Origin of the sequence: Marivita sp. S2033 (genome assembly GCF_046592965.1) — a bacterium.
Taxonomy (GTDB): domain Bacteria; phylum Pseudomonadota; class Alphaproteobacteria; order Rhodobacterales; family Rhodobacteraceae; genus Marivita.
The window spans coordinates 14,366-40,245 of the sequence record NZ_JBISBV010000001.1 but is presented as its reverse complement, the minus strand read 5'-3'; the positions used below and the strand labels follow the sequence as shown (position 1 = coordinate 40,245).

The 25,880-nt window shown below is 59.6% G+C and carries 23 protein-coding genes; 14 read left to right on the top strand and 9 right to left on the bottom strand.

What is annotated here, in order from left to right; all coding sequences use genetic code 11:
- Positions 1-32: 32 nt before the first annotated feature.
- Entirely contained in the window at positions 33-686 is a 654-nt protein-coding gene (locus tag ACGKZZ_RS00195) for a peroxiredoxin (RefSeq protein ID WP_411221413.1), read from the bottom strand.
- Between the two features lie 128 nt (positions 687-814).
- Here ACGKZZ_RS00195 and ACGKZZ_RS00190 point away from each other — a divergent pair, with 128 nt between their 5' ends.
- Positions 815-2,254 carry an aldehyde dehydrogenase family protein gene (locus ACGKZZ_RS00190; protein ID WP_411221412.1) on the top strand — a complete coding sequence of 480 codons (1,440 nt, stop codon included), beginning with the start codon at positions 815-817 and terminating at the stop codon, positions 2,252-2,254.
- Positions 2,255-2,331: 77 nt separating this feature from the next.
- Here ACGKZZ_RS00190 and ACGKZZ_RS00185 read toward each other — a convergent pair whose 3' ends face one another.
- From ACGKZZ_RS00185 to ACGKZZ_RS00165, 5 genes are all read right to left on the bottom strand, one after another.
- On the bottom strand, positions 2,332-2,976 hold the full coding sequence (locus ACGKZZ_RS00185; protein ID WP_411221411.1) for an RluA family pseudouridine synthase: 645 nt from the start codon (positions 2,974-2,976) through the stop codon (positions 2,332-2,334).
- Positions 2,977-3,087: 111 nt separating this feature from the next.
- The gene (locus ACGKZZ_RS00180; protein ID WP_411221410.1) at positions 3,088-3,966 is read right to left on the bottom strand and encodes a homocysteine S-methyltransferase family protein; all 879 of its coding nucleotides are present in this window, start codon (positions 3,964-3,966) and stop codon (positions 3,088-3,090) included.
- Between the two features lie 35 nt (positions 3,967-4,001).
- On the bottom strand, positions 4,002-4,625 hold the full coding sequence (locus ACGKZZ_RS00175; protein WP_411221409.1) for a LysE family translocator: 624 nt from the start codon (positions 4,623-4,625) through the stop codon (positions 4,002-4,004).
- 311 nt (positions 4,626-4,936) lie between these two features.
- On the bottom strand, positions 4,937-5,407 hold the full coding sequence (locus ACGKZZ_RS00170; RefSeq protein ID WP_411221408.1) for a GAF domain-containing protein: 471 nt from the start codon (positions 5,405-5,407) through the stop codon (positions 4,937-4,939).
- A gap of 33 nt (positions 5,408-5,440) precedes the next feature.
- Positions 5,441-6,604, bottom strand: a complete 1,164-nt coding sequence (locus ACGKZZ_RS00165) for an acetyl-CoA C-acyltransferase (protein ID WP_411221407.1) — start codon at positions 6,602-6,604, stop codon at positions 5,441-5,443.
- 89 nt (positions 6,605-6,693) lie between these two features.
- Between ACGKZZ_RS00165 and ACGKZZ_RS00160 the strand changes: the two genes are divergently transcribed.
- On the top strand, positions 6,694-7,032 hold the full coding sequence (locus ACGKZZ_RS00160; protein ID WP_411221406.1) for an STAS domain-containing protein: 339 nt from the start codon (positions 6,694-6,696) through the stop codon (positions 7,030-7,032).
- The gene (locus tag ACGKZZ_RS00155) at positions 7,013-7,453 is read left to right on the top strand and encodes an ATP-binding protein (protein ID WP_411221405.1); all 441 of its coding nucleotides are present in this window, start codon (positions 7,013-7,015) and stop codon (positions 7,451-7,453) included. The genes ACGKZZ_RS00160 and ACGKZZ_RS00155 overlap by 20 nt, the downstream gene beginning before the upstream one ends.
- Before the next feature lie 315 nt (positions 7,454-7,768).
- Here ACGKZZ_RS00155 and ACGKZZ_RS00150 read toward each other — a convergent pair whose 3' ends face one another.
- The 3 genes from ACGKZZ_RS00150 to ACGKZZ_RS00140 all read right to left on the bottom strand — a co-directional run bounded on the left by ACGKZZ_RS00150 (position 7,769) and on the right by ACGKZZ_RS00140 (position 10,504).
- Positions 7,769-9,139 carry a glutamate--cysteine ligase gene (locus ACGKZZ_RS00150; RefSeq protein WP_411221404.1) on the bottom strand — a complete coding sequence of 457 codons (1,371 nt, stop codon included), beginning with the start codon at positions 9,137-9,139 and terminating at the stop codon, positions 7,769-7,771.
- 63 nt (positions 9,140-9,202) lie between these two features.
- On the bottom strand, positions 9,203-9,742 hold the full coding sequence (locus ACGKZZ_RS00145) for a hypothetical protein (protein ID WP_411221403.1): 540 nt from the start codon (positions 9,740-9,742) through the stop codon (positions 9,203-9,205).
- 45 nt (positions 9,743-9,787) lie between these two features.
- Entirely contained in the window at positions 9,788-10,504 is a 717-nt protein-coding gene (locus ACGKZZ_RS00140; RefSeq protein WP_411221402.1) for a 16S rRNA (uracil(1498)-N(3))-methyltransferase, read from the bottom strand.
- A gap of 12 nt (positions 10,505-10,516) precedes the next feature.
- Between ACGKZZ_RS00140 and ubiA the strand changes: the two genes are divergently transcribed.
- The 11 genes from ubiA to lpdA all read left to right on the top strand — a co-directional run bounded on the left by ubiA (position 10,517) and on the right by lpdA (position 25,787).
- Positions 10,517-11,482: a 4-hydroxybenzoate octaprenyltransferase gene (gene ubiA, locus ACGKZZ_RS00135; RefSeq protein WP_411221401.1), complete on the top strand. Its 966-nt coding sequence runs from the start codon at positions 10,517-10,519 to the stop codon at positions 11,480-11,482.
- A gap of 59 nt (positions 11,483-11,541) precedes the next feature.
- Positions 11,542-13,458, top strand: a complete 1,917-nt coding sequence (locus tag ACGKZZ_RS00130; RefSeq protein WP_411221400.1) for an OmpA family protein — start codon at positions 11,542-11,544, stop codon at positions 13,456-13,458.
- Positions 13,445-13,771: a hypothetical protein gene (locus ACGKZZ_RS00125; RefSeq protein WP_411221399.1), complete on the top strand. Its 327-nt coding sequence runs from the start codon at positions 13,445-13,447 to the stop codon at positions 13,769-13,771. The genes ACGKZZ_RS00130 and ACGKZZ_RS00125 overlap by 14 nt, the downstream gene beginning before the upstream one ends.
- 1 nt (position 13,772) lies before the next feature.
- Complete coding sequence (locus tag ACGKZZ_RS00120) at positions 13,773-14,963, top strand: TIGR03862 family flavoprotein (protein WP_411221398.1); 1,191 nt, start codon at positions 13,773-13,775, stop codon at positions 14,961-14,963.
- A gap of 64 nt (positions 14,964-15,027) precedes the next feature.
- Positions 15,028-17,055, top strand: coding sequence for an FAD-dependent oxidoreductase (locus ACGKZZ_RS00115; protein ID WP_411221397.1), 2,028 nt, complete (start codon positions 15,028-15,030; stop codon positions 17,053-17,055).
- 89 nt (positions 17,056-17,144) lie between these two features.
- Positions 17,145-17,705, top strand: coding sequence for a type 1 glutamine amidotransferase domain-containing protein (locus ACGKZZ_RS00110; RefSeq protein WP_411221396.1), 561 nt, complete (start codon positions 17,145-17,147; stop codon positions 17,703-17,705).
- 183 nt (positions 17,706-17,888) lie between these two features.
- Complete coding sequence (locus ACGKZZ_RS00105) at positions 17,889-18,794, top strand: LysR family transcriptional regulator (RefSeq protein WP_411221395.1); 906 nt, start codon at positions 17,889-17,891, stop codon at positions 18,792-18,794.
- Positions 18,795-18,938: 144 nt separating this feature from the next.
- Complete coding sequence (locus ACGKZZ_RS00100; RefSeq protein WP_411221394.1) at positions 18,939-19,727, top strand: exodeoxyribonuclease III; 789 nt, start codon at positions 18,939-18,941, stop codon at positions 19,725-19,727.
- Between the two features lie 317 nt (positions 19,728-20,044).
- The gene (gene aceE, locus ACGKZZ_RS00095; protein ID WP_411221393.1) at positions 20,045-22,705 is read left to right on the top strand and encodes a pyruvate dehydrogenase (acetyl-transferring), homodimeric type; all 2,661 of its coding nucleotides are present in this window, start codon (positions 20,045-20,047) and stop codon (positions 22,703-22,705) included.
- Between the two features lie 19 nt (positions 22,706-22,724).
- The gene (aceF, locus tag ACGKZZ_RS00090; RefSeq protein WP_411221392.1) at positions 22,725-23,993 is read left to right on the top strand and encodes a dihydrolipoyllysine-residue acetyltransferase; all 1,269 of its coding nucleotides are present in this window, start codon (positions 22,725-22,727) and stop codon (positions 23,991-23,993) included.
- A 12-nt stretch (positions 23,994-24,005) separates the two neighbouring features.
- Complete coding sequence (gene lpdA / locus ACGKZZ_RS00085; RefSeq protein ID WP_411222175.1) at positions 24,006-25,787, top strand: dihydrolipoyl dehydrogenase; 1,782 nt, start codon at positions 24,006-24,008, stop codon at positions 25,785-25,787.
- Positions 25,788-25,880: the final 93 nt, after the last annotated feature.

The following is a 25,880-nucleotide window of genomic DNA, read 5'->3' as shown; positions in this document are numbered from 1 at the left end:
CTGTCAATAATGGTGTCGCAACTCCCAAGACGTCAGGACGCGAGCTGGGCCTTGCGGAGATACGGAAGTACCGTGTCGATTTTGCCGTATTTGGCAATTGCATCCTCGTCACTGACCGAAGTCGGGACAATCACGTCCTCACCAACAGTCCAGTCCGCGGGGGTGGCGATATTTTCCTTGGCCGCTGTCTGCAACGCATCCAGAGCGCGCAGCACCTCACCAAAGTTGCGGCCCACGTTCATCGGGTAGGTCATGGACAGCTTCAGCTTCTTGTCCGGCCCGATGATAAAGACGACCCGTACAGTCGCGCTGTCGGCTGGCGTGCGGCCATCCGGAAGCACATATTCAGCCGGCAGCATGTCGAATTCCTTGGCGACGGTCAGATCTTCGTCGGCGATGATCGGGAATCCGGCCTTGGCTCCTGAGGTCGCCTCGATATCGCCTTTCCACTTCTTGTGCTCTTCGGCGCTATCGACCGAGATGCCCATGACCTTGGTGCCGCGCTTTTCCCACTCGTCGGCAAGCCGCGCAACGGCGCCGAATTCGGTTGTGCACACCGGAGTGAAATCTTTCGGGTGCGAGAACAAAATGGCCCAGCTGTCGCCAATCCAGTCATGCAGGCTCAGCGTGCCATGATCTGTTTCGACCGTGAGGTTCGGAATTTCGTCGTTGATGCGCAGGGCCATGATATGCCTCCTTTAAGTCAATGCGTTCCCCCTCTACATATGAAGAGATCACGCCATTTGCACCCCCTTGCGGGGTGGACGGAGCAGTGACAAGATGTCGTCTGAAAACTCTGCGCGGAGGCAGTCAGATGATTGAGAAACGCCAATTTTATATCAATGGAACCTGGGTCGATCCGATCGCCGGGCGCGACCACCATGTCATCGACCCGTCAACCGAAGAGCCGTGTGCCGTGATTTCTCTGGGCGGGCAGGCTGACACCGACGCCGCGGTCGCTGCCGCAAAAGCCGCGTTTCCCGACTGGATGGCCACATCGCCCGACGACCGCATCGCGCTGGTCGAAAAATTGCTTGAGGTTTACAAGTCGCGCTCCGAGGAAATGGCGCAGGCCATGAGCCTCGAGATGGGTGCGCCCATCGACATGTCGCGGTCCAGTCAGGTGGGTGCCGGAACGTACCACATCCAGAACTTCATCGACGCCGCGCGCAATTTCGAGTTTGACCGACCGCTGAACGATCAATCCCCGAACGACCGGATCATCTACGAACCCGTCGGTGTCTGCGCGCTGATCACACCGTGGAACTGGCCGATGAATCAGGTCACGCTGAAGGTCTGTGCCGCAGCGATTGCCGGCTGTACGATGGTGCTCAAACCGTCCGAGGAAAGCCCCCTCAACGCCATGCTGTTTGCCGAAATGATGGACGAGGCCGGATTTCCTGCCGGCGTGTTCAACCTGATCAATGGTGACGGCGCCGGTGTTGGCAGCCAGCTTTCGGCGCATGAAGATGTGGACATGGTCAGCTTCACCGGCTCCACCCGCGCAGGCAAGCTGATCTCGAAATCCGCCGCCGATACGCTTAAACGCGTGCACCTGGAATTGGGCGGCAAGGGGGCGAACCTTATCTTTGCCGATGCCGACGACAAGGCGGTCAAGCGCGGGGTGATGCACATGATGCAGAACACGGGCCAGTCCTGCAATGCCCCCAGCCGGATGATGGTCGAGGCACCGATCTATGATGACGTGGTGGACCAGGCCGGCGAGATCGCGGCGCAGGTGTCGGTTGGCCCCGCGTCTGCCGAGGGGCGGCACATCGGCCCGGTGGTGAACGCGACGCAGTGGCAGAAGATCCAAGATTTGATCCAGAAGGGTATCGACGAGGGAGCACGGCTTGTCACTGGAGGGACGGGTCGCCCGGAAGGACTGAACAAGGGGTTTTATGTACGCCCGACCGTCTTTGCCGATGTCACGAATGACATGACAATCGCACGCGAGGAAATCTTCGGTCCCGTGCTGTCGATCATGAAATTCGAGACCGAAGACGAGGCAGTGCGCATCGCCAATGACACGCCCTACGGATTGACCAACTACGTCCAAAGCCAGGACGGCGCGCGTCGCAACCGGCTGGCCCGCAGCCTGCGCTCCGGTATGGTTGAAATGAACGGCCAGAGCCGCGGCGCGGGCGCCCCGTTTGGCGGCATGAAGCAATCGGGCAACGGCCGCGAAGGTGGCGTCTGGGGCATCGAGGACTTCCTTGAAGTCAAATCCGTCTCCGGCTGGTCGCCCGAGTAAACGCAATGCAGCAGGGGTATGGTCCCCTGCTGCAATCTCTTTTCAAAAAATACAAAAGCCGCTGCGTGAGACTGATGTCAGAACGGCGCTTGCGCGCGGAACCTGACGCCTTTTCCGCCGTCGGGATGACGAAAACGGAGTTCTTGGGCGTGTAGCATCATGCGTGGGTAATCAGCGGCTGTTTCGGGCGCGTAAAGCGGATCACCCAGAATTGGGTGACCCAGAGCCAGCATGTGCACGCGCAGCTGGTGGCTGCGACCGGTCTTGGGAAATAGTTGAACTCGGCTTTCAGCCTCGGATGATTTTATCACCCGAAAATCGGTAATTGCCGCCTTGCCGGTCTCGTGATCGACCATCTGCAAAGGCCTGTTTGGCCAATCGACGATCAATGGCAGATCGACTGTTCCGGTCTTCGGCGTCAGGGTTCCAGCAACACGCGCAAGATAGGTCTTGCGCGTTTGGCGCTTTTCGAACTGAAGCCCGAGGTGGCGCTGCGCGTGTGGCGTCAGCCCAAACACCATCACGCCGGAGGTGTCCCTGTCGAGCCGGTGCACCAGCAGCGCCTGCGGATAGACGGCCTGTATACGCGCCAAAAGACAATCGGCCAGATCCGGCCCCTTACCCGGAACCGACAACAATCCGTCCGGCTTGTTGACCACCAGAACCTCATGATCCTCGTGTAGCACATCCAACGGCGTCTCAGGCGGGCAATAGTCACTCATTGCGCTCGTGTACGCAGCTTGCCGCACGTGGGCAAGCGACAGCAGAGCTCTGCGCTTTGGCATTTATGCGCGCAATTTCGAGACGATCTGGCAACTCAAGGTTGCTGTAGGTCAACTCTCGTAAAAACGGTTGCGAAGTTCTGCGATATGGGCGGGGCCGGTTTCGCAGCAGCCACCAATGATGGTTGCGCCGTGCTCGACCCACGTCATCGCGTGAGTCGCATAAGTTTTCGGCCCCATGTCGCGGCGCCGGTGAAGCGCGTCGACGGTGGGCTTGTCTTTGAGGAAGTCCTTGGTGATTTGGGTAAAGGCGTTGGCGTAGGCACCGGTTGGTTTGCCACTTGTCGCGAGGACATCAAGTGCTGCCGGCATGGCTTCGGGAGCGGAGCAATTTGCCAGCATCGCGGTTGCGTCCGTGCAAAGCGGGATGGCATCAGCCAGCGGTTCTCCTGAACGCAACAGCGCACCGTCTTCATCGTCGACGGTGAACGCGATCCAGACCGGTTTGCCGTGCCCGAGTGCGGCTTGGACTGTCGCGCGCGTTTGCGCGAGCGATGCCACGGTCTCGATGAGAAGAATGTCGCAGTCGCCCGCGAGCGTGGCCGCCACTTCAGAATAGAGCGCGACCGCTTGATCATGTGGCGGCTGCACGTCGGCGCGATACGACGCACCAAGCGGACCGATGCTGCCAGCAATCTGTCCAGAGCCGTGGCGATCACGCGCCGAAAGCGCCGCCTCGATGGCGGTACGATAGAGCCGGCTGAAGTCACTCTCCAACCCGGTCCCCTCGAGCCGGTCACGGTGAAGCGCATAGGTGTTCGTCGTCGCTACCTCCGCTCCGGCATTGAAATAATCCGAATGAATTTCGCGCACCAGTTCCGGATGCTCAAGCATCACCTGCGTGGCCCAAAGCGGCGTGGGTGTCGCACCGGAGCGCGAAATGAGCTCTTGGCCCATGCCGCCGTCCAGAAGGGTGATCTTGCTCGTCATTGGGTGTCTCCGGCCGATGCGACGTTCAAAACGTCTTAGTCCCACATAAGCCTTAGCGCGAGTCCGCCAAAGACGATGGCTGCAAGTTTGCTGATCCAGCCCGAAGCACGCTCGATGCGCGCCGCCATGAGGCCTGCAAATGCGCCCAAAACGCAATAGACCAGCAATTCTCCCAACGCGAGGAGCGTGCCGAGCAGCAAAATTTGCTGCCAGACAGGGGCGATGGTGGGGTCTGCGAATTGCGGCAGGAAGGCGAGGACGAAAAGCCCGACTTTGGGGTTGAGGATGTTGGTCATGAATCCCCTCCGGAAGGCACGCCATGTGTCGCTCCGGCCTTGGCGCTGTGCAGGGTCGGATGTGTCGGTCCAGCTGTTCCAGGCGAGCCAGAGCAGGTACGCAGCCCCCGCATAGCGCAGGACATCGTAGGCGATAGGGTAGGTCAGCAGCAGAACGGCCAGGCCAGCGGCGGCAATGATCACGTGGCCCATCACACCAAGGCCGATTCCGCTGGCGGCCGCGATGCCGGAGCGCGCCCCGCCGCGCATGCCGCTGGCGAGCGTGAACATCATGTCGGCCCCAGGCGTCAGATAGAGCAGGAGCGCGGCGCCGGTGAAGGTGACATAGGTCAGCAATGGGATTGAAAGGGCAAGATCAATCAACTCTTTGCCTCCGTGTCAGCATTGACGCTGACTGATCCGCACCGATGAATTGCCAGCACCATTTATCCTTAGTTCGGGAACGCTTAGTTTGATGTCACAGGGCAGGTGATCGAACCGGGTATGGTTCGACTATTGGAACCAAATTGCGTCGCGCGGGTTTCATGTCAATCAACACTTATGACTCAATAGAAAGTGAGCCAAACATGAATCGCATTATTTATATCGTCGGACTCGTCGTCATCGTCATCGCAATTCTTTCGTTCATCGGTTTGGCGTGAATCTGATTTGAACTATTCAGTGCCCGCATCTATTCACGGTGCGGGCCTAACGGCTTGGGCGAATGTCCGGGCAAGTATTCCAGACAGTGCCTTAAGGTCGTTCTGAGTGAAGGCGTCCGGCAGATCGCTGTCGATATCGAACACCCCCAAAAGTTGCGCTTTATTGTTCAAAACCGGAATGACCAGTTCGGACCGGGTGGTTGATGCACATGCAATATGGTCTGGAAATGCATTGACGTCAGCGACCAGTTGCGGCTCCAGCGTTCGCGCAGCAGCACCACACACGCCACGGGAAAACGGGATTTTCAGACAGCCGTGACCGCCTTGATACGGCCCGATCTTGAGCAGCTCCGGCGCTACAACGCGATAAAACCCTGTCCAGTGAAAGCGGTTATCGAAATGATGCACCTCACACGCGACGGTCGCCATCAAGGCGATTGTATCGGTTTCGCCCTCTGTCAAAGCGCCGATGGTTTTCGACAATGAAGCGTAATCGGTGATCATGCCACGTCCTTCAAAGCGCATATCGGCGTCAAATCAGACACGCTCTATCGCAATCGCAGTGCCTTCCCCGCCGCCTATGCAAATCGCGGCAACACCCCGTTTGAGGTTTCGATGCTCAAGCGCGTTGAGAAGCGTCACGATGATCCGCGCACCCGATGCTCCGATGGGGTGGCCGAGCGCACAAGCGCCGCCATTGACGTTCACGATGTCACGGTCCAGCCCCATCTGGTGCATGAACGCCATCGGGACCACTGCGAAGGCCTCGTTCACCTCCCAGAGGTCCACGTCTTCCCTGCTCCAGCCGATCTGATCCAGCAGCTTTTGCGCGGCAGGCACCGGTGCCGTTGTGAAGAGGCCCGGAGCCTGCGCGTGGCTGGCATGTCCCATGATACGCGCACGGGCAGACTGCCCTGCGGCCTTGGCGGTCGTGAGCACCAGCGCGGCGGCGCCATCGGAGATTGACGAACTGTTTGCGGCTGTCACGGTGCCATCGGCGCGAAACGCGGGTTTGAGGTTCGGAATCTTGTCAGGCCGCGCGGAACCGGGTTGCTCATCCTCGAGCACGGTCGTTTCACCTTTGCGCGTGTTCAGGATCACCGGAGCGATTTCATTACGGAACGCACCGGTCTCCTGAGCCTCAAGCGCGTTCGATAATGACCGCAGCGCATAGTCGTCCTGCGCCTCGCGCGTGAACTGGAAGGTCTCCGCGCAATCTTCTGCGAACGTACCCATCAGGCGACCGGTGTCATAAGCATCTTCCAGCCCATCGAGAAACATGTGATCAACCACACGAGAATGCCCGAGCCGCGCACCGCCGCGCATCTTGGGCAGCAGGTACGGGGCATTAGTCATGCTTTCCATACCGCCTGCGACGATGGTTGTCGCGCGCCCAAGCGCAATGGCGTCGAACGCCATCATAGCTGCCTTCATACCCGAGCCGCACATCTTGTTCAGCGTTGTGGCCGGCACGCTTTCGTCAAGGCCGGCGGCAAAGCCGGCTTGCCGTGCCGGGGCCTGCCCCTGACCTGCGGGCAGGACACAGCCCATCAGCACTTCGTCAACATCGGGTTTGTCGGCCTGCGCAAGCGCGGCGCTGATCGCGGTGCCGCCAAGTTGCGATGCCGTAGCATCTGAAAAGACGCCTTGAAAACCACCCATCGCGGTGCGGGCCGCGCCCGTGATCACAACCTCTGACATGTTTCGACCTCCCGAAAAACCATGGTCCTGCATACCGGATGGTAAGGAATGGCGTCTAGGGTTTCATGACATACAATTTTTGAGGCTTTATGGAACTGACGATTGATACCACCGCCGATGCCACGATCATCAGGGTTCAGGCCGCCCGCGTCGATGCGCCTGTTGCACTCCAGTTCAAAGAGGAGATGCGGCGGATCACCCATGCGCGCACCGGCCGTTTCGTTCTCGATTTGGCGCAGGTGGAATTCATCGACTCAAGCGGCTTGGGCGCAGTGGTCGCGTCGATGAAACAATTGCGGTCCGGTCAGACGCTGGACCTCGCGGCGCTTCAGCCGATAGTGGCAAAGGTCTTTCGCCTGACCCGGATGGATTCGATTTTCGCCATTCACGACGAAGCGGATCGCGCCGGTGTCAAAGACCGAAGCTGACCTGACCACTCTTGCACACGGGCAAACCGTCCTGGCGCTATGCTGGCCGGCGTTGGATATAATTACGCCAGAGCTATTGTCGCGGGTTTTGCACGCTTTAGAGAAATGCGGGTATGGCGCTCTGTGTGACACCGTCCACATCGCTCTGGCAGAAGCTCTGAATAACGTGATCGAGCACGGGTATCGCGATATGCAAGGCGGCGCGATCGCCGTTCGGGTGGCAGGACATGACAACGGGGTGACCATCGAGGTGAACGATTGGGGTCTCCCCCTCTCGACATTGCCGGAAGGTGTCGCGCCTGATCCGCGCGACCTTTGCGAGGGCGGTTATGGCTGGTTCCTGATCCGAACGTTAGTGACCGAGCTGCGCTATGTTCGGCACGGTGATCGCAACTGCCTGACGCTGTATCTCTGCGACTGAGATACGTCCGAATCGGCTTGCTCAAATGTAAACATTAAGTCGAATTATCTTAAGCTTGTGTGTAATATGGTCGGATTTCAGCACTCTGTTCACGCCAACGCCCCCAATGACCCAGAATAGCCTTATTCGCTCCGAACTTTGAACGTTGTTGGGCGACATAAGAAAAGGGTAGCTGCAATAGCTTCACCTCGACGTCGTGCCAACAATAGCCCCCACCAGTGTACGACGTCGAGGTTATTTCACTTTCAAAATTCAAAGCTCAAGCAGACCTCGCTTCGCGTCATACGCGGGTGAAACCGGCGAGCGCCAGAGCAGTTAATAGCTGTATTCGCCGTAGATCCGGGTCAGATCGCCATTCCATTCGCCGTGGTACTTTTCAAGAAATTCGTCAGCCAGCGTTTGACCGCTTTCGACGCTCTCCTTGAGCGCGTTGAGAAAGTGCGTTTCGTCAGGAACCAGACCACCGGCTCCGGGTCGGGCACGCGCGCGCAGGCCGGCATGCGCGATGTCCAGAACTTCGCGGGCAAGGTCATGCATTTTGATGCCGTTGACTTCGGCCTGCAACCCGTCGACCGACGCGGCAACGCGCAGAGCTTCTCGGGTTTCTGCGTCCCAGCCCTTGACCAGATCCCAGGCCGCGTCGAGAGCGTTTTGGTCATAGGTCAATCCAACCCAGAACGCCGGCAGCGCGCACAGTCTGCGCCACGGGCCACCATCGGCACCGCGCATCTCGATAAATTTCTTGATCCGTGCTTCGGGAAAGATGGTGGTGAGGTGATCGGCCCAGTCGGACAGGGTGGGTGTCTCGCCCGGCAGCGCCGGTAGTTCACCTTTTAGGAAATCGCGAAACGATTGGCCCAGAGCGTCGATATATTCGCCGTCGCGATAGACAAAGTACATCGGCACATCGAGCGCGTATTGCACCCATGCCTCAAAGCCGAACCCTTCATCGAATACAAATGGCAACATGCCGGTGCGATCGGCGTCAAGATGCCGCCAGACGCGGCTGCGCCAGCTTTTGTGGCCGTTTACCTTGTTTTCGAAGAATGGCGACGTCGCAAACAGCGCGGTTGCGACAGGCTGCAACGCCAGAGCCACGCGCATCTTCTGCACCATGTCGGCCTCTGACTCGAAATCGAGATTGACCTGCACCGTACAGGTGCGCCGCATCATCGTCTGGCCTGCGGTGCCGACCTTTTGCATGTACTGATCCATCAACGCATAGCGGCCCTTGGGCATCAGCGGCATATCTTCATGTGTCCAGATCGGAGCCGCACCAAGGCCGATGAATCCGACGCCGATCTCGTCCGAGATCGCCTTGACGTCGGCCAGATGGTTGTTCACCTCGTCGCAGGTCTGATGGATCGTTTCGAGCGGCGCGCCGGAAAGTTCCAACTGTCCACCGGGTTCAAGGGATATGTTCGCGCCCGCTTTCTCAAGTCCGATGAGATGCACGCCTTCCATCACCGGCGACCAGCCATGACGGTCGCGCAAACCGCTCAGAACGGCGAGGATCGAACGGTCGCCTTCATAGGGCAGGGGGGCGAGAGTGTCTTTGCAATAGCCGAATTTTTCGTGTTCGGTGCCGATGCGCCAGTCCTGCTTGGGCTTGCATCCGTCCGCCAGATATTGCGCAAGCTGGTCGTGGTGTTCAATCGGCCCGCCGCCGGATTGTGGGATGGACATGGCGTGTCTCCGGTCATGCTGCTCGTCAGGTTTGATCAGCCTTGGGCTGATTTCGACGGGCTGTCAATGCAGCCGGGTGATGCGATTTTGAAGCTCTGCCTTGCGCCAAAGCGCAATCGGTTGCGTGCCCTCCTGTTGCGATACCGATGCCAGACGGCCAGGTCGCAACCCCGGAAGGCTGGCAAAAGCTTCAAACAAAGCATCCGCACCCTCGGCATTGACGGGAATGTGAAGCGCTGGGCCAGCATCGTGGGTCAACACCCAATGGGCGGGGTGATGAGTCGGATCGTAGCTGAGCGAGGTGAGCGCATCGAGGTCGACCAGTCCGCCGTCAAGCGGGCCGAAATAGCCGATGCGCCGTTCTATGATCTGCACCACACCGGGCCCGCCGCCACCATGCCGGAACCACCCTTTTTGCAATCCTGCAAGGATCAGCAACGCACCGATGGCCAAAGTGACGTATCCGACCCATGTCAGCAGGCCAGGATCGGTGAAAAAGCTCCAATAGATGCCCAGGACCATGATGCCCGCACCGATCAGGGCTTCGCGCCAACGGTTCAAGTGCGCGCGCGCACCGGGTCGGATGAAGCCGGGAGAGGCCATCAATCTGCCCTTAGTTCAAAGCTGCGAGACAACCGGACATCCCCCTCATTTCCAGTCTCCAAGAGAACTCTGCCACAGCGTGATAGCCGCGACGGCGGCAGTGTCAGCACGCAAAATCCGCGGACCAAGGCTGATCGGGGTGGTGTAGTCGGCAGCGCGCAGTCGAGTGCGCTCTGACTCGGAAAATCCGCCCTCGGGACCAATCAGAATCGCCCACGGTTCGGGTTTCGTCGCAAAGCCGTGTGAAGCACCGGCAAGGGTCTCATCGCAAAACGCCAGATTGCGACTGCGCCAACCGTCCAGTACCTTATCGAGCCGGTCAAGCTCTGCCACTTCAGGCACGAAGGTTGCGCCGCATTGCTCCGCCGCCTCGATGGCATGAGCTTGCAGCCGGTCGCGCCGGATACGGTCGGAATTGGTGTGAGCGGTCTGGACCGGAAGAATGCGCCGCACACCCAGCTCGACTGCCTTTTCGACGATGAAATCCGTGCGTGCCTTCTTGATCGGGGCGAACAGCAGCCAGAGGTCCGGTGGCTCGCTCTGTGGTTGACTTTGTTCGAGGCAGATCAAAATGCCGCGCCGCTTCCCGGCCTCGGCCACCTCAGCTTGCCACTCCCCATCGCGACCATTGAACAACGCGACGCGCGCGCCGGTTTCAAGCCGCATGACACCAAAGAGGTAATGCGCCTGCTCCCGCGTCAGAGGGACGGGTTGTGCCGCCCCGAGAGGCTGCTCTACAAAAAGCCGGATTTTCGCGTTCATGGAGCAACACATATGTCCGGCCCGCAGACAACACCAGACCAGAGCGGTCAGGTCGCCGATGCCGTGACCGGCAATTGGGTGGATCGCCGGGCACCGGGTTGGGCACGGCCCTATCTGCGGCTCAGCCGTGCGGACCGGCCCATTGGCACTTGGTTGCTTTATCTGCCATGCGTCTGGGGCGTTCTGTTGGCGATGGTGCAGAGTGGGCAAATGCGTCTGTTCGACCTGTGGATCATCGCAGGCTGCGGAATCGGCGCGTTTCTGATGCGCGGCGCCGGGTGTACGTGGAACGACATCACCGACCGCGATATCGACGGCTCGGTGGCACGCACCGCCTCGCGGCCGATCCCGTCGGGGCAGGTCAGCGCGAAACAGGCGTTGCTCTGGGCCATCGTGCAGTCACTTGCGGCGCTTGTCATACTGATCACCTTCCCGGTGCAGGCGATCATTCTGGGCATCATCGCGCTCGTGCCGGTGGCGGTGTACCCGTTCGCCAAGCGGTTCACATGGTGGCCGCAAATCTTCCTCGGCATCGCTTTCAACTGGGGCGCGTTGCTCGGATGGACGGCACATACCGGGCGGCTGGAGTGGCCTGCGGTGTGTCTCTATTTCGCCGGCATGGCCTGGACGCTGTTCTACGACACGATCTATGCGCATCAGGATAAGGAAGACGATGCATTGATCGGGGTGAAATCGACAGCCCGGCTGTTTGAGGATCGGACGCCGAAATATCTGGCATGGTTCATGGTACTGACCGTAGCGCTGATGGGCTATGCCATCGTGCTTGCTGCGCCGCGCGGTGAAATCTTAGTGCTGGTCATTGCGCTGGGCGGGCCGTGGGCGATGGGCTGGCACATGATGTGGCAATTGCGGCGGCTCAAGCTGGACGACAATGACAGGCTGTTGGAACTGTTCAGATCCAATCGAAATGCGGGTCTGTTGCCCGTGCTGTTTTTTGCCATCGCGGTTCTGGCATGATTGCACTCCGGCGCGCTGCGGCGTATCGCTGATCCACCTTCATCTGACGCGGAACGCTGATGCGACTGTCCTCTGTTTTCATCCTCGTATGCACGTTTGCGGCTGCGGCCCTGCTGAGCCTGGGAACGGCGTGGTTCTCGGTAGGTGTGATCGAGGACAACTCCGAGCGGTCGGTGCGCACGGAACTTGACCGCGACGCGCTGACCTGGGCCGATGTTGATACCGTGGGGTTGCAGGTGTTCCTGATCGGAACCGCGCCCACCGAGGCGGCGCGATTTCAGGCGCTCAGCGCGGCCGGGCGAGTCGTCGATTCGGCGCGGGTGATCGATCAGATCGACATCGAGGATGGTGACGGCATCGCTGCGCCGCGGTTCTCGATCGAGATGTTGCGCAATGATAGCGGTGTATCCCTCATCGGGCTGCTGCCTGCCGATACGGACCGCGACCAATTGATTGCGGACATCGAGCGCGCGGTACGCGGCGCACCGTTGTCCGATCTGCTTGAGGTCGCGGATTACCCGGTGCCCGAAGGCTGGGATGACGCCTTGAACTACGCGGTGACGGTGCTTTCGGTGTTCGAGCGGTCGAAAATCTCGGTCGAAGCGGGGCGCGTGTCGATCAAGGGCACTGCTGAAAACGAGGATGCACGTCGCAAGATCGAGGCCGACCTGGCTCGGCGCGCCGGTGATGACCTGCATCTGGCGCTTGAGATCACCGCACCGAGGCCGGTCATCTCTCCGTTTACCCTGAGGTTCATCAAGGATGCCGACGGCGCGCGGTTCGATGCATGTTCGGCCCCCACCGAGGCCGACCGCGCGACCATCCTGAAAGCCGCTGCCGAGGCGGGAATTGAAGGTAAGGTCGACTGTCGTCTTGGTCTTGGGACGCCCACGAGCAGGTGGGGCGAGGCCATGGCGATGGGCATCGGCGCGGTTGACGCACTGGGCGGCGGCACGATCACCTTTGCCGACGCCGACGTGACGCTTTTCGCGCTGGAGGGTACCGAGCAATCCCTGTTCGACCGGGTTGTCGGAGAACTGGAGACCGGATTGCCGGGCGTATTCGTCGTCAAGGCGACCTTGCCCAAGCCGCCCGCGGAAGACGGGCAAGGCGTTCCCGAATTCACTGCAACCCGCAGCCCGGAAGGGGCGGTGCAATTGCGCGGACGGATCAACAGCGAAATCTCGCGCCAGACTGCCGACAGTTTCGCACGTGCTGCATTTGGCTCGTCGACCGTGCGCACCACCGCGCGTGTTGACGAGACGTTGCCGGCATCCTGGGCCAGCCGGGTTCTGGCCGGCCTGGAAGCTCTGTCACGTTTGTCGAACGGGGCTGTCGTCGTCACACCGGATAGCCTGTCTGTCATCGGCAACACCGGCAATCAGAATGCCAGCGCCGAAATCTCGGGCTTTCTGGCCGAAAAGATTGGCGATACCGAAGAATATGAGATCGACGTGACCTATGTCGAAAAGCTCGACCCGTCGCTGGGCATTCCCACGCCGGAGCAGTGCGAGGCGCAAATCGTCGAGATTATCGGCGATCGGAAGATCTCATTCGAGCCCGGATCGGCAACGCTTGATACGGTCACACGCGACATCATGGACGACATCGCTGAATTGTTGAACCTTTGCGGCGACATTCCTCTGATCATCGCTGGCCATACAGACAGTCAGGGGCGCGAGGTGATGAACCAGCAGTTGAGCCAGGAGCGCGCACAATCGGTCGTGAATGCGCTGCGTCAACGGCGCGTTCTGACATCGAGCTATGAAGTGCGTGGATATGGAGAAGAGCAGCCCATTGCCTCGAACGACACCGAAGAAGGGCGAGAGGCAAATCGCCGGATCGAATTCAAGCTAAAACGCCCGGAACCCGTAGAAGAGACGGAAACGACTCTGGAAAGCATTGAACAATCCGCGCCAACCGACGAAACAGCCGGGGACGACGGCGCAGAAGGAACCAGCGATGAACAGAACTGAGTTTGTCATCACCACCGCGATCATTCTCTTTGTCGCGTTTTGCCTTGGCTGGTTCGCCAATTGGCTTGTCCATCGCTTTACCCGTGTCAGTCAGGCCGACATGGATCAGCTTGAGCGGATGAGCCAGGATTTGCACGAGGCCGAAGAGACCCGCGATCAGGCGATCACCTATCTTCAGCAGCGCGAGGCGGAGTTGACGAACCAGTTGGCCCAAACCGAAGCCGAACTCTCCGCGGCGATGGAAGGCTTGCGCGATGCCCGTCACGAAGCCGAGGAAATGCGCGCCTATGTCGAGCGGATGAGCGCAGGCTGACATGACCGACGCGCTGGTGGTCGGTGGCGGCCCCGCCGGATTGATGGCCGCCGAGGCATTGCTGGATGCGGGACGCGATGTCACCTTGGTTGACGCCAAGCCATCTTTCGGACGCAAGTTTCTCATGGCGGGAAAGTCGGGGTTGAACCTGACCAAGCTAGAGTCGTTCGAGCAGTTTCTGTCCGCTTACAGCATTGACGGTCCGGCGCATCCGACCTTGCGCGCCGCTTTGGAGGCGTTTGGTCCGCCCGACGTTCAGGCATGGGCCGAGGCGCTGGGCCAATCCACTTTCACCGGATCGACGGGCCGCCTGTTTCCCACGGCAATGAAAGCCTCTCCGCTTCTGCGCGCGTGGTTGGCACGGTTGGATCGTGCTGGCCTGACGCGTCACGCCCGGTGGCGATGGAGCGGGTGGGACGAGACTGCTCTGACATTCGACACGCCCGACGGCACACGCATACTGACGCCGCGCGTGACGGTATTTGCAATGGGAGGCGCAAGTTGGGCGCGTCTGGGGTCGGACGGAAAATGGGCCGACTACTTTGCAGCCAAGGGTCACAAGGTTGCGGACTTTCAGCGATCCAATGTTGGACTGAAAGTCCATTGGACCGAGCACATGACCGACCATTTCGGAAGTCCGATCAAGGCGGTTGAGTGGCGCGCCGGGTCATTGACCTCGCGCGGCGAAGCGATCCTGTCTGAGAAAGGGCTGGAAGGCGGCGGTATCTATGGCCTTGCGCCCGCCCTTCGCTCTAAAGGCGCGCGTCTGTTCGTCGATCTATTGCCCGATTTGTCGGTGGAGGAGGTGCAGAGCCGCCTTCCGGCCACGCTCAAGAAAGGTCTCGCAAAGACTTTGCGCAACACGTTGCGCCTGTCACCCGTCAAGATCGCGCTGTGGAATGAATTTGCCAAGCCGACGCCGTTCCCATTCTCGGACCTTGCGCGCGGGCTGAAAGCTCTGCCGATCCATCGCGCCGGTCTGCGACCGATGGACGAGGCAATCTCGACTGCCGGCGGGGTGCCGTTTGATATCTTGGACAAAGGACTAATGCTGCGCGATCGGCCCGGCACGTTCTGCGCCGGCGAGATGCTCGATTGGGATGCGCCGACCGGAGGGTATCTCTTGAACGCGTGTCTGGCGACCGGGCTTTGGGCTGGGCGTCACGCCGCTGGCTACGCCACGACCGCGTGACGTGACGTTGGGGCGTGACACGTCAACTTGAGGCGTGTCAGGTGAGTGCAACGGAGGAACTGTCATGACCGATTACCCCCACATGTTGGCGCCGCTCGACCTCGGCTTCACGACACTCAAGAACCGCGTGCTCATGGGCTCGATGCACACCAACCTGGAAGAAACGGGTGATTGGAACCGCGTGGCGGAATTCTATGCGACCCGCGCGCGCGGTGATGTTGCACTGATGGTGACCGGCGGGATGGCCCCGAACCGCGAGGGCGGCGTCTTTCCGGGCGCTTCGGGGCTGTTCAGCGATCAGGATCTTGCCGATCACCGAATGGTCACGGATCGCGTCCACGCCGAAGGCGGTAAGATCGCGATGCAGATTCTGCACGCCGGACGCTACGCCTACGGCAAGGAATGCGTCGCGCCCAGTGCGATCAAGTCGCCGATTTCACCGTTCAAGCCGATTGCGCTGGACGAGGACGGAATCGAGAAACAGATCAGTGATATCGTCACCGCTGCGACGCGTGCCAAAGAGGCCGGATATGACGGCGTCGAGGTGATGGGCTCTGAGGGCTATTTCATCAACCAGTTCCTCGTGACCCACACCAACAAGCGTACGGATCGCTGGGGTGGACCGTACGAGAACCGGATGCGCTTGCCCGTCGAGATCGTGCGCCGGGTGCGCGAAGCGGTGGGGCCGGAGTTCATCCTGATCTACCGGTTGAGCATGATTGATCTGGTGCCGAACGGATCGACCCATGACGAGGTTGTGCAACTGGCGCAGGCGATTGAAGCGGCTGGCGCGACGATCCTCAACACCGGCATCGGATGGCACGAGGCGCGCATCCCGACGATTGCCACATCCGTGCCCCGCGCCGCTTTTGCTTGGGTGACCAAAAAGCTGATGGGCAAAGTGGGAATCCCGGTCGTTACATCCAACCGCATCAACACGCCGGACGTGGCCGAGCAGGTGTTGTCGGACGGCTGCGCCGACGTGGTCAGCATGGCGCGGCCATTTCTTGCCGATCCCGATTTCGTCGCCAAGGCAGCGAGTGGCAAAGCAGCCCATATCGCGCCTTGTATCGCGTGCAATCAGGCCTGCCTCGATCACACGTTCCAGATGAAAATCAGCTCGTGTCTTGTGAACCCGCAAGCCTGTTTCGAAACCGAATTGCTGATCGAAAAAACCACCACTCCGAAAAATATCGCGGTCGTTGGTGCTGGCCCGGCCGGGTTGGCGGCGGCGATCACTGCCGCCGAACGGGGGCATGATGTGACTTTGTTTGACCGCGCGGACCGGATTGGCGGTCAGCTCAACATGGCCAAGGTGATCCCCGGCAAGGAAGAGTTCTGGGGGCTGGTCGAGTGGTATGAAACGATGGTTCAACAGACCGGTGTCACGGTGAAACTTGGCCGTGAGGTCACGGAGAACGATCTGGACGGGTTCGACGATGTCGTGATCGCGACCGGAGTCCTTCCGCGCGATCCGGCGATCCCCGGTCAGGATGGCGACAACGTGTTGGGCTATATTGACGTGCTGCGCGACAAAGCGCCCGTGGGCGAGCGGGTCGCCGTCATCGGCGCGGGCGGGATCGGCTTTGATGTCTCGGAGTTTCTGGTTCACGAGGGGGAAAGCCCGACCGAAAACCTCCCGGCTTGGTTAAAGGAGTGGGGAGTGACCGACCCGGAAGAGGCGCGCTCCGGCCTCGCTCCGGAAGGCCCGCAGCCCACGCCCCCGGCACGACAGGTCACTCTGTTGCAGCGCAAGGCAGAGAAGCCGGGGAAGCGGCTGGGCAAGACCACCGGCTGGATTCACCGAATGAGCTTGAACATGAAGGACGTTCAGATGACCCCCGGCGTGAACTACGAGCGGATTGATGCGAATGGATTGCACATCTCTTTCGGAGAGGCGCGCGAGCGGCCCGAGGTGATCGCCTGTGACACGGTGGTTCTATGTGCCGGGCAGGTGTCGAACCGGTCGCTTGCCGATGCTCTTGAGGCCAAGGGCATCACCCCGCATGTGATCGGCGGTGCGGATGTCGCCGCCGAACTGGACGCCAAGCGCGCGATCGACCAGGGCACGCGGTTGGCTACCACATTGTAGCGGAACGGCACCGCGTCCGGTGCGTTGAGAGTGCAGATGGCGGGGCGTGCGGCCCTGCCTCATGTGTTCAGCAACGACAGGAGGCGACTATGCCTGCAATAGAGACTGCAAAGATTCTCATCATTTCGACCAATGGCTTTGAGCAATCAGAGCTCGAATTCCCACGAGACCAACTGCGCGCCAAGGGAGCGACGGTTCATGTCGCCACTCTGGACGGCAAGGCGATCAAGGGCTGGGAAGGCTCCGATTGGGGGCGCGAAGCCGAGGCCGATCTCAAGGTGTCGGACGTGTCTGCCGACGATTACAACGCGCTGGTCATTCCCGGTGGCCAGATCAACCCGGATCTGCTGCGCGTTGACGAGGACGTTCTTGAGCTCGTGCGCACGTTCCATGACCAAGGCAAGACAATCGCAGCCGTGTGCCACGCGCCTTGGGTTCTGGTCGAGGCCGGAATTCTGGACGGCCGCGATGCGACGTCCTATCCGTCCATCAAGACCGACGTCATCAACGCCGGTGCCAAATGGCACGACAAGGAAGTCGTTGTCGATGAGGCGATCATCACGAGCCGCAAGCCCGATGATCTCAAGGCGTTTGTCGCCAAGATTGTCGAAGAGATCGAAGAAGGCAAACACGAGCGCAGCGCTGCGTGACAGGTCTTTGAAATGCCGGGTGTTTCGCCCGGCATTTCCTTTGCCCGCCCGCAAGAAACAAGCGGTTCGCGCTGTTTCCAGGAGGCTGACACTGGTTTGGAAAACCCTGATATTGTCGGTAACCTGCCGCAGTCACGCCTGATTTGACCGCCATACACTCCTCAACAAACACGAGGATTTTGTATGGACCGTCTTACCGAAATGGAGGCCTTTGCCACGGTTGTGGATCAGGGCGGCTTTACTGACGCGGCCAAGAAATTGGGCATCTCTAAGTCAGCCGTGTCCAAACACGTTTCCAGCCTTGAGGCGCGCCTTGGCGCCCGACTTCTGAACCGGACAACCCGGCGTGTGAGCCCGACCGAGATCGGCTTGGCCTATTACGACCGGGCGCGGCGGGTTCTGAATGATGCCGGAGAGGCAGATGCGCTGGTGACGTCCATGCAATCCGCGCCCTCGGGGTTGCTGCGTATCAGTGTTGCGACCGATTTCGGGGTGAATCACCTGTCGCCGGTATTGGGAGAATTCCTGTCCGACTTTCCGGACATTACGGTGAACATGGTCTTGAACAACCGTTACGTCGAGCTGATCTCGGAAGGATTCGATATGGCGGTGCGGATCGGTGAACTGGAGGACAGCACGCTCCGCGCCCGCAAGTTGACTGAAACGACAAAGCGGATGATTGCATCGCCGGGGTATTTCGAAAAATACGGACGCCCGCGCCGGATCGACGATCTGAACGAACACAAGCTTCTGCACTATTCCAACCAATCAAGCGGCAACGTCTGGAAAGTCACTGCGCCGTCGGGTGAAAAGCGACAGGTGCGTACGGCCGGATGGTTGTCGGTGAATGACGGGCAATCCCTGTTGAACGCCTGCATTGCTGGGCTGGGCATCGCCTATTTGCCGTCGTTTCTCTACGCTGATGCAATGGATCAAGGCCTGGTCGAGGATGCGATCCCGGACCTGCCTGTCGACACCCAAGGCATCTACGCGGTGTATCCGCCGGGTCGCTTCACTCAGCCAAAGGTGCGCGCGTTCATCGACTTTCTGGTGCATCAGTTCGCCGACAAGGGCCCGCGCGACTGGTGAATTCCCATTCCCTCGTCTGTTCGCAGACATACCTGACGCCCCGGCTGCCATAGCTCGGGGCGTTTTTTTGTGCGTGTTTCCGGGTTGCGATGCGGGGCAGGCGTAGGCAGTGTCGGGCTGGAAACCCATAATGGAGCTGCCTTCATGTCGTTTAGCCTTGCCACCTGGAACATCAACTCTGTCCGTTTGCGCGAAGGATTGGTGGCTCGGCTTCTGGCCGAGGAAGGGCCGGATGTGCTGTGCCTTCAGGAATGCAAGAGCCCGGTGGAGAAGATCCCGACCGATCAGTTCCGCGAACTGGGCTATGGCCACATGATCGCACGCGGGCAAAAAGGCTATAACGGCGTTGCGATCCTGTCGAAGCTTCCGATTGAGGATGTCGGGGACATGGATTTCGCGCGCCTTGGTCATGCGCGCCACGTTGCCGGTCGGTTGGAGAACGGGGTGACGATCCATAATTTCTATGTGCCCGCTGGCGGCGATGTGCCGGATCGGGACGTCAATGAGAAATTCGGCCAAAAGCTCGATTTTCTCACTGAAATGCGAGATTGGTTCAAGGCTGAACAATTTGACAGATCGATTCTTGTCGGGGATTTGAACATCGCTCCGCGGGAGGACGATGTGTGGTCACACAAGCAATTGCTCAAGGTGGTCAGCCATACGCCCATTGAGGTGCAACATCTTGCAGACACTCAAGACGCGGGCAATTGGGTGGATATCACACGGCAGGATATCCCCGAAGGCATGTTGTATAGCTGGTGGAGTTATCGCGCTCGCGATTGGGACGCCGCGGACAAGGGGCGGCGGCTGGATCACGTCTGGGCCACGTCCGATATCGCTGCGGCCGGGCATTCCAGTCGAGTCCTTCGTGACGCGCGGGGATGGGAAAAGCCAAGCGATCACGCGCCGGTCTTTGCGACGTTCGATCTGTGATACCGGCGCGAAACGGCGCGAGCCTGCCAAGGTTGTTAAATCCAAAATGCCGTCTGCACTTTACAGATGGTTTGATCTGCGCAACGCTTGTCGACAAGTGTTTGGCACGAGGCCGAACTGTCAACCTGCGCGCCATAAATGGTTTAGCGTTAAACAAGTTTGCCATGCGCTCCTTGCAAGGGCGATATGCCATTGCTCTACTGCCGTGGGGGAACCCCGTGTGGTAGACGCGCCGAATGAACGAGGCCTGAACCGGTTTTCAGGATTGGTTCAGATGTAAACTACTGGCCAAGGGCCAGCCTTAGGGAAGAGGGATAATGAAAGACACGCCGCAAGACATAGACCCTGTTGAATCCCAGGAATGGCAAGACGCGATAGAGGACGTCATCCTTCGGGATGGAGCGGATCGCGCGCATTTCCTGCTTGATAAAGCCGTTCAACAGGCCCGCGCCAACGGTGCGAAGCTGCCATTTTCGGCAACCACGCCCTATCGCAACACAATCGCCCCCGACGACGAAGTCGAGATGCCGGGCGATACCGAAATGGAGTGGCGCATCCGCACGATCAACCGCTGGAATGCGATGGCGACCGTGGTCAAGCGCAACAAGGAGAGCAGCGAATATGGCGGACATATCGCGTCTTTCGCATCCTCGGCGGCGCTTTATGATATTGGTCTGAACCATTTCTGGCGGGCCAAATCTGCGATCCACGGTGGCGATCTGGTGTTCTTTCAGGGTCACGTGATTCCCGGCATCTACGCACGCTCCTTCATGGAGGGCCGGATCAGCACAGAGCAGCTCGAAGCGTTCCGCTCGGAAGTGGCGGGGGGCGGTCTCAGCTCTTATCCGCACCCCTGGCTGATGCCGGATTACTGGCAGTTTCCGACCGTTTCGATGGGTCTGGGGCCGCTCATGGCGATCTATCAGGCGCGGTTCATGAAATACATGCACAATCGCGGTTTGATCGACGCAGGCGACCGCAAGGTCTGGTGTTTCCTGGGTGACGGCGAAATGGACGAGCCGGAAAGCCGGGGCGCGATTGACCTGGCTGTTCGCGAAGGCCTTGATAACCTGATCTTTGTCATCAACTGCAACTTGCAGCGTCTGGATGGGCCTGTGCGCGGCAATGGCAAGATCGTGCAGGAACTTGAGGGCGGTTTCCGCGGCTCCGGCTGGGATGTCATCAAATTGCTTTGGGGCCGCGGCTGGGACGAGCTGCTTGAGAAAGACACAAGCGGCAAGCTGCGTCAGTTGATGGACGAAACGGTCGACGGTGATTACCAGACGTTCAAATCCAAGGATGGGGCGTATATCCGCGAGCATTTCTTTGGCAAGTATCCCGAAACCGCGGCGCTGGTCGAAGATTGGAGCGATGATCAGATCTGGGCGCTGCGGCGCGGCGGGCATGACCCCAAGAAAGTGTACAACGCGTTTTTGCGGGCCACCAAGGCGGATGGTCAACCGACCTGCCTCTTGGTGAAGACGGTCAAGGGCTACGGCATGGGCTCTGGCGGTGAGGGCATGAACACCTCGCACCAGCAGAAGAAGCTTCAGCTTGACCAGCTCAAGGCGATGCGGGACCGGTTCCAGATTCCGGTTACCGACGAAGAGCTTGAAAAGGACATTCCGTTTGTCAGTCTGAACAATGCGCAAAAGGCGTATCTGGCGGATCGGCGCAAGGAGTTGGGGGGCGAATTCCCCAAACGCGAATGGCGCAATGCTCCGAAGCTGGAGATTCCGGCGCTCGACAAGTTCAAGGGTCAGCTGGAAAGCACCGGTGACCGCGAGATTTCGACCACGATGGCCTTTGTGCGCATCCTGACCACGCTTTTGCGCGACAAGCAGATCGGCAAGAACGTGGTGCCGATCGTGCCCGACGAAAGCCGGACGTTCGGTATGGAGGGGCTGTTCCGCTCGGTGGGGATCTACAACCCGTTGGGCCAGCACTACACCCCCGAAGACCGCGATCAGATGATGTACTACAAGGAATCCGAAAGCGGCCAGGTTCTTCAGGAAGGCATCAACGAAGCGGGCGCAATGGCAGACTGGATTGCGGCGGCAACGTCCTATTCCAACCACGGCGTGCCGATGATTCCGTTCTTCATCTATTATTCGATGTTCGGCTTCCAGCGGATCGGCGATCTGGCCTGGGCGGCGGGCGACAGCCGCGCGCGTGGTTTCATGCTGGGCGGCACCGCCGGGCGGACCACGCTGAACGGTGAAGGTTTGCAACACGAGGACGGGCATAGCCACATTCTTGCCAGCACCATTCCGAACTGCATCACCTACGACCCGACATTCAGCTATGAAGTCGCGGTGATCGTTCAGAACGGGTTGCAGCGGATGTTCGTAGATCAGGAGGATGTCTATTTTTACCTGACCCTGATGAACGAGAACTATCAGCATCCCGAAATGCCGATGGGTGCAGAGGAAGGGATCATCAAGGGTCTTTATCGGATGCGGAAGACGGACAAGCCCGGCAAGAAGCACGTGAACCTTCTTGGATCGGGCACCATTCTGGTGCAGGCGATCAAGGCGGCAGAGATGCTGAAAGAGGATTTCGGCGTAACTTCGGATATCTGGTCGGCAACTTCGCTCAACGAATTGGCCCGTGACGGTCAGGATTGTGCACGCCACAACCGCCTGAACCCGCTGGCTGACGAGAAGGTGCCCTATGTCACCCAACAGCTTCAGAATGCCAATGGCCCGATCATTGCTGCCACCGATTACATGAAGAACTACGCCGAGCAGATCCGCGCATTTGTGCCGGGTCGGTTCACGGTTCTCGGCACCGACGGCTTTGGCCGGTCGGACAGCCGCGTGAACCTGCGCCGGTTCTTCGAGGTGGACGCCAACCACATTGCAGCAGCTGCGATGGTCGATCTTCACCGCGAAGGCGCGGTAAGCGAGAAAGACCTGAAAACAGCTTTGAAAAAATATGACATCGACGGCGAAAAGCCGAACCCGCGTCTGGTGTGAGCGGGAGGAGACAAAAATTATGACTGTAGAAGTAAAAGTTCCCGATATCGGTGATTTCGACAACGTTCCCGTTGTCACAGTTCTGGTCAGCGTGGGCGACACGATTGCCGTCGAAGACCCGATTGTCGAGCTGGAATCCGACAAGGCGACGATGGAAGTTCCCTCGTCCACTGCCGGTGTCGTCAAGGAGATCAAGGTCAGCGAAGGCGACCAGGTTTCGGAAGGATCGGTGATCCTGATCGTCGAGGCGGATGGTGCAGGTGACGCGCCCAAGGACGAGCCGAAATCCGAAGCGCCGAAACAAGACGCGCCGAAGTCGGAGGCGCCGGCTCCGGCGGCACCGGCTGCCGCTCCGGCGAAAACGGATGCCGGTTTCGGCAAGGTTCACGCCTCTCCGTCCGTGCGCGCCTATGCGCGCCGGGTCGAGGTTGACCTGACACAGGTCAACGGGTCGGGCCGCAAAGGCCGCATCCTGCGCGAAGACGTGGAAAAGGCGCTCAAGTCGCAAGTTGCTCCGGCGGCTGGCGGCGCGGTATCCGCGCAAGTCGGCATGGGCATCCCGCCCATTCCGGCGGTGGATTTTTCCAAGTTCGGGCCGGTCGAAGAAATCGAAATGCCCCGGATCAAGAAGATCTCCGGTCCTGCGTTGCACCGCTCGTGGCTCAACATTCCCCATGTCACGCATAATGACGAGGCCGACATCACCGACCTCGACAAGTACCGCAAGGAAATGGACACCCATGCCAAGGAAAACGGCTATCGCGTGACCTTGCTGTCCTTCGTGATCAAGGCGTCGGTTTCCGCGCTGAAAGAGCATTGGGAATTCAATTCGTCGATCCACCCCGATGGCGACAAGCTGATCAAGAAGGACTTTTACAACATCGGCTTTGCGGCGGACACGCCGAACGGCCTGATGGTGCCAGTCATCAAGGATGCCGATCGCAAGGGGCTGGTGGATATCTCCAAAGAGCTGATGGAACTGTCCAAGGCCGCGCGCGAAGGCAACCTCAAGTCCAAGGACATGCAGGGTGCGACGTTCACGATTTCATCCTTGGGCGGCATCGGTGGGACAAGTTTTACCCCCATCGTCAACGCACCCGAAGTGGCGATCCTTGGCCTCACACGGTCCAAGATGGCACCGGTCTGGAACGGCGAAGAGTTCGTCCCGCGCCTGATGCAGCCGTTGTCGCTATCCTATGATCACCGTGCCGTCGACGGTGCCTTGGCCGCGCGCTTCTGCGTGACGCTCAAGACGCTGCTTGGCGATATGCGCAAGTTGATGTGGTAAGGAGACGACATGATGGAAGTTAAAGTACCCGATATCGGGGATTTCAAAGATGTTCCCGTCGTCACCGTTCTTGTCAGCGTGGGCGATACCGTAGCCGCAGAAGATCCGTTGATCGAATTGGAGTCAGACAAGGCGACGATGGAAGTGCCGTCGCCAGCAGCGGGCGTTGTCAAAGAGATCAAGGTGGCCGAGGGCGACAGCGTCTCCGAGGGCAGTGTGATCATGATACTGGAAGGCGCCGACTCCGGTTCAGGTGGCGACGCGTCCGGCGGTCAGGATGGCGAAAGCAAGGGCGGCTATGGCGACCGTGGCGCCACACCGCAACAGGACGCGCCGAAGTCGGTCGAGGCGACCGGAAGCGCATCGGGCAAGGGTGACGTTCACGCCGAGGTGGTTGTTCTGGGCTCTGGCCCCGGCGGTTATTCCGCTGCGTTCCGGGCGGCGGATCTGGGCATGAAGGCCGTGCTGATCGAGAGGTACTCTTCGCTCGGCGGTGTGTGTCTGAACGTAGGCTGCATCCCGTCCAAGGCATTGCTGCATGTTGCCAAGGTGATCACCGACGCCGAGGAAATGGGCGCGCATGGTATCAGTTTTGGCAAGCCCAAGATCGACCTTGATGACCTGCGTGGTTTCAAGGACGGCGTGATCACCCAATTGACGGGTGGTCTGAGCGGTCTGGCCAAGGCGCGCAAGGTCGAGGTGGTGCAAGGCTATGGCAAGTTCACCGGGCCGAACATGATCGAGGTCGAGGGCGAAAACGGCAAGACGACGGTCAGTTTCGACCAGTGCATCATCGCCGCCGGTTCCGAACCTGTGAACCTGCCGTTTATTCCACATGACGACGAACGGGTGATCGATTCGACCGGTGCGTTGGAATTGAAAGACATTCCCAAGCGGATGTTGATCCTCGGCGGCGGTATCATCGGTCTAGAAATGGCCTGCGTCTATGATGCGCTGGGGTCGAAGATCACGGTCGTCGAGCTCATGGACCAGATCATTCCCGGCGCCGACAAGGACATCGTCAAGCCGCTGCACAACCGGATCAAGGGACGGTATGAAAATATCTTTCTCAAGACCAAGGTCACGGCTGTCGAGGCGCAGAAAAAGGGTCTCAAGGTCACGTTCGAGGACGACAAGGGCGAAAGCTTTACCGACACCTTTGACAAGGTCCTGGTTGCAGTCGGGCGCAAGCCCAATGGCAAGCTGATCGATGCTGAAAAGGCCGGCGTGGCGGTGGATGATCGCGGCTTTATTGCCGTGGATAAACAGCAGCGCACCGGCGTGAACCATATCTTTGCCATTGGCGATGTGGTCGGCCAGCCGATGCTGGCGCACAAGGCGGTGCACGAGGGCAAGGTGGCAGCAGAGGTTTGTGCCGGTCACAAGCGGTTCTTCGATGCGTCACTGATCCCGTCGGTCGCCTACACCGACCCCGAAGTGGCATGGTGTGGCGTGACCGAGACCGAGGCCAAGGCCAAGGGCATCAAGTACGAAAAGGGCGTATTCCCTTGGGCAGCGTCAGGCAAGGCATTGTCGAATGCGCGCAGCGAAGGCATCACAAAGCTGCTGTTCGATCCCGAAGATGATCGGGTGATCGGGGCCTGTATTGTCGGCACCAGCGCCGGCGATCTGATCTCGGAAGTGGCCCTGGCCATCGAGATGGGCGCGGATGCGGTTGACCTTGGACATACGATTCACCCGCACCCGACATTGTCGGAAACGGTGAACTTTGCCGCCGAAATGTACGAAGGCACAATCACCGATCTGATGCCGCCGAAGAAGAAAAAGAAGTAACGAATAAAAGGGAGCCTTCTGGCTCCCTTTTCAAACGGACGCTGTCCATTGAAAGCGGTCGTTATGAGTATGGATCGCGAAGGCTGACAAACC

Coding starts and splice junctions, on each gene's coding strand:
- ACGKZZ_RS00195 (WP_411221413.1), bottom strand. CDS start 686: ATGGCCCTGCGCATCAACGACGAAATTCCGAACCTCACGGTCGAAACA.
- ACGKZZ_RS00100 (WP_411221394.1), top strand. CDS start 18,939: ATGTCGTTTAGCCTTGCCACCTGGAACATCAACTCTGTCCGTTTGCGC.
- ACGKZZ_RS00150 (WP_411221404.1), bottom strand. CDS start 9,139: ATGTCCATCCCACAATCCGGCGGCGGGCCGATTGAACACCACGACCAG.
- aceE (WP_411221393.1), top strand. CDS start 20,045: ATGAAAGACACGCCGCAAGACATAGACCCTGTTGAATCCCAGGAATGG.
- ACGKZZ_RS00130 (WP_411221400.1), top strand. CDS start 11,542: ATGCGACTGTCCTCTGTTTTCATCCTCGTATGCACGTTTGCGGCTGCG.
- ACGKZZ_RS00165 (WP_411221407.1), bottom strand. CDS start 6,604: ATGTCAGAGGTTGTGATCACGGGCGCGGCCCGCACCGCGATGGGTGGT.
- aceF (WP_411221392.1), top strand. CDS start 22,725: ATGACTGTAGAAGTAAAAGTTCCCGATATCGGTGATTTCGACAACGTT.
- ACGKZZ_RS00170 (WP_411221408.1), bottom strand. CDS start 5,407: ATGATCACCGATTACGCTTCATTGTCGAAAACCATCGGCGCTTTGACA.
- ubiA (WP_411221401.1), top strand. CDS start 10,517: ATGTCCGGCCCGCAGACAACACCAGACCAGAGCGGTCAGGTCGCCGAT.
- ACGKZZ_RS00180 (WP_411221410.1), bottom strand. CDS start 3,966: ATGACGAGCAAGATCACCCTTCTGGACGGCGGCATGGGCCAAGAGCTC.
- ACGKZZ_RS00120 (WP_411221398.1), top strand. CDS start 13,773: ATGACCGACGCGCTGGTGGTCGGTGGCGGCCCCGCCGGATTGATGGCC.
- ACGKZZ_RS00110 (WP_411221396.1), top strand. CDS start 17,145: ATGCCTGCAATAGAGACTGCAAAGATTCTCATCATTTCGACCAATGGC.
- ACGKZZ_RS00145 (WP_411221403.1), bottom strand. CDS start 9,742: ATGGCCTCTCCCGGCTTCATCCGACCCGGTGCGCGCGCGCACTTGAAC.
- ACGKZZ_RS00190 (WP_411221412.1), top strand. CDS start 815: ATGATTGAGAAACGCCAATTTTATATCAATGGAACCTGGGTCGATCCG.
- ACGKZZ_RS00125 (WP_411221399.1), top strand. CDS start 13,445: ATGAACAGAACTGAGTTTGTCATCACCACCGCGATCATTCTCTTTGTC.
- ACGKZZ_RS00105 (WP_411221395.1), top strand. CDS start 17,889: ATGGACCGTCTTACCGAAATGGAGGCCTTTGCCACGGTTGTGGATCAG.
- lpdA (WP_411222175.1), top strand. CDS start 24,006: ATGGAAGTTAAAGTACCCGATATCGGGGATTTCAAAGATGTTCCCGTC.
- ACGKZZ_RS00160 (WP_411221406.1), top strand. CDS start 6,694: ATGGAACTGACGATTGATACCACCGCCGATGCCACGATCATCAGGGTT.
- ACGKZZ_RS00140 (WP_411221402.1), bottom strand. CDS start 10,504: ATGAACGCGAAAATCCGGCTTTTTGTAGAGCAGCCTCTCGGGGCGGCA.
- ACGKZZ_RS00185 (WP_411221411.1), bottom strand. CDS start 2,976: ATGAGTGACTATTGCCCGCCTGAGACGCCGTTGGATGTGCTACACGAG.
- ACGKZZ_RS00115 (WP_411221397.1), top strand. CDS start 15,028: ATGACCGATTACCCCCACATGTTGGCGCCGCTCGACCTCGGCTTCACG.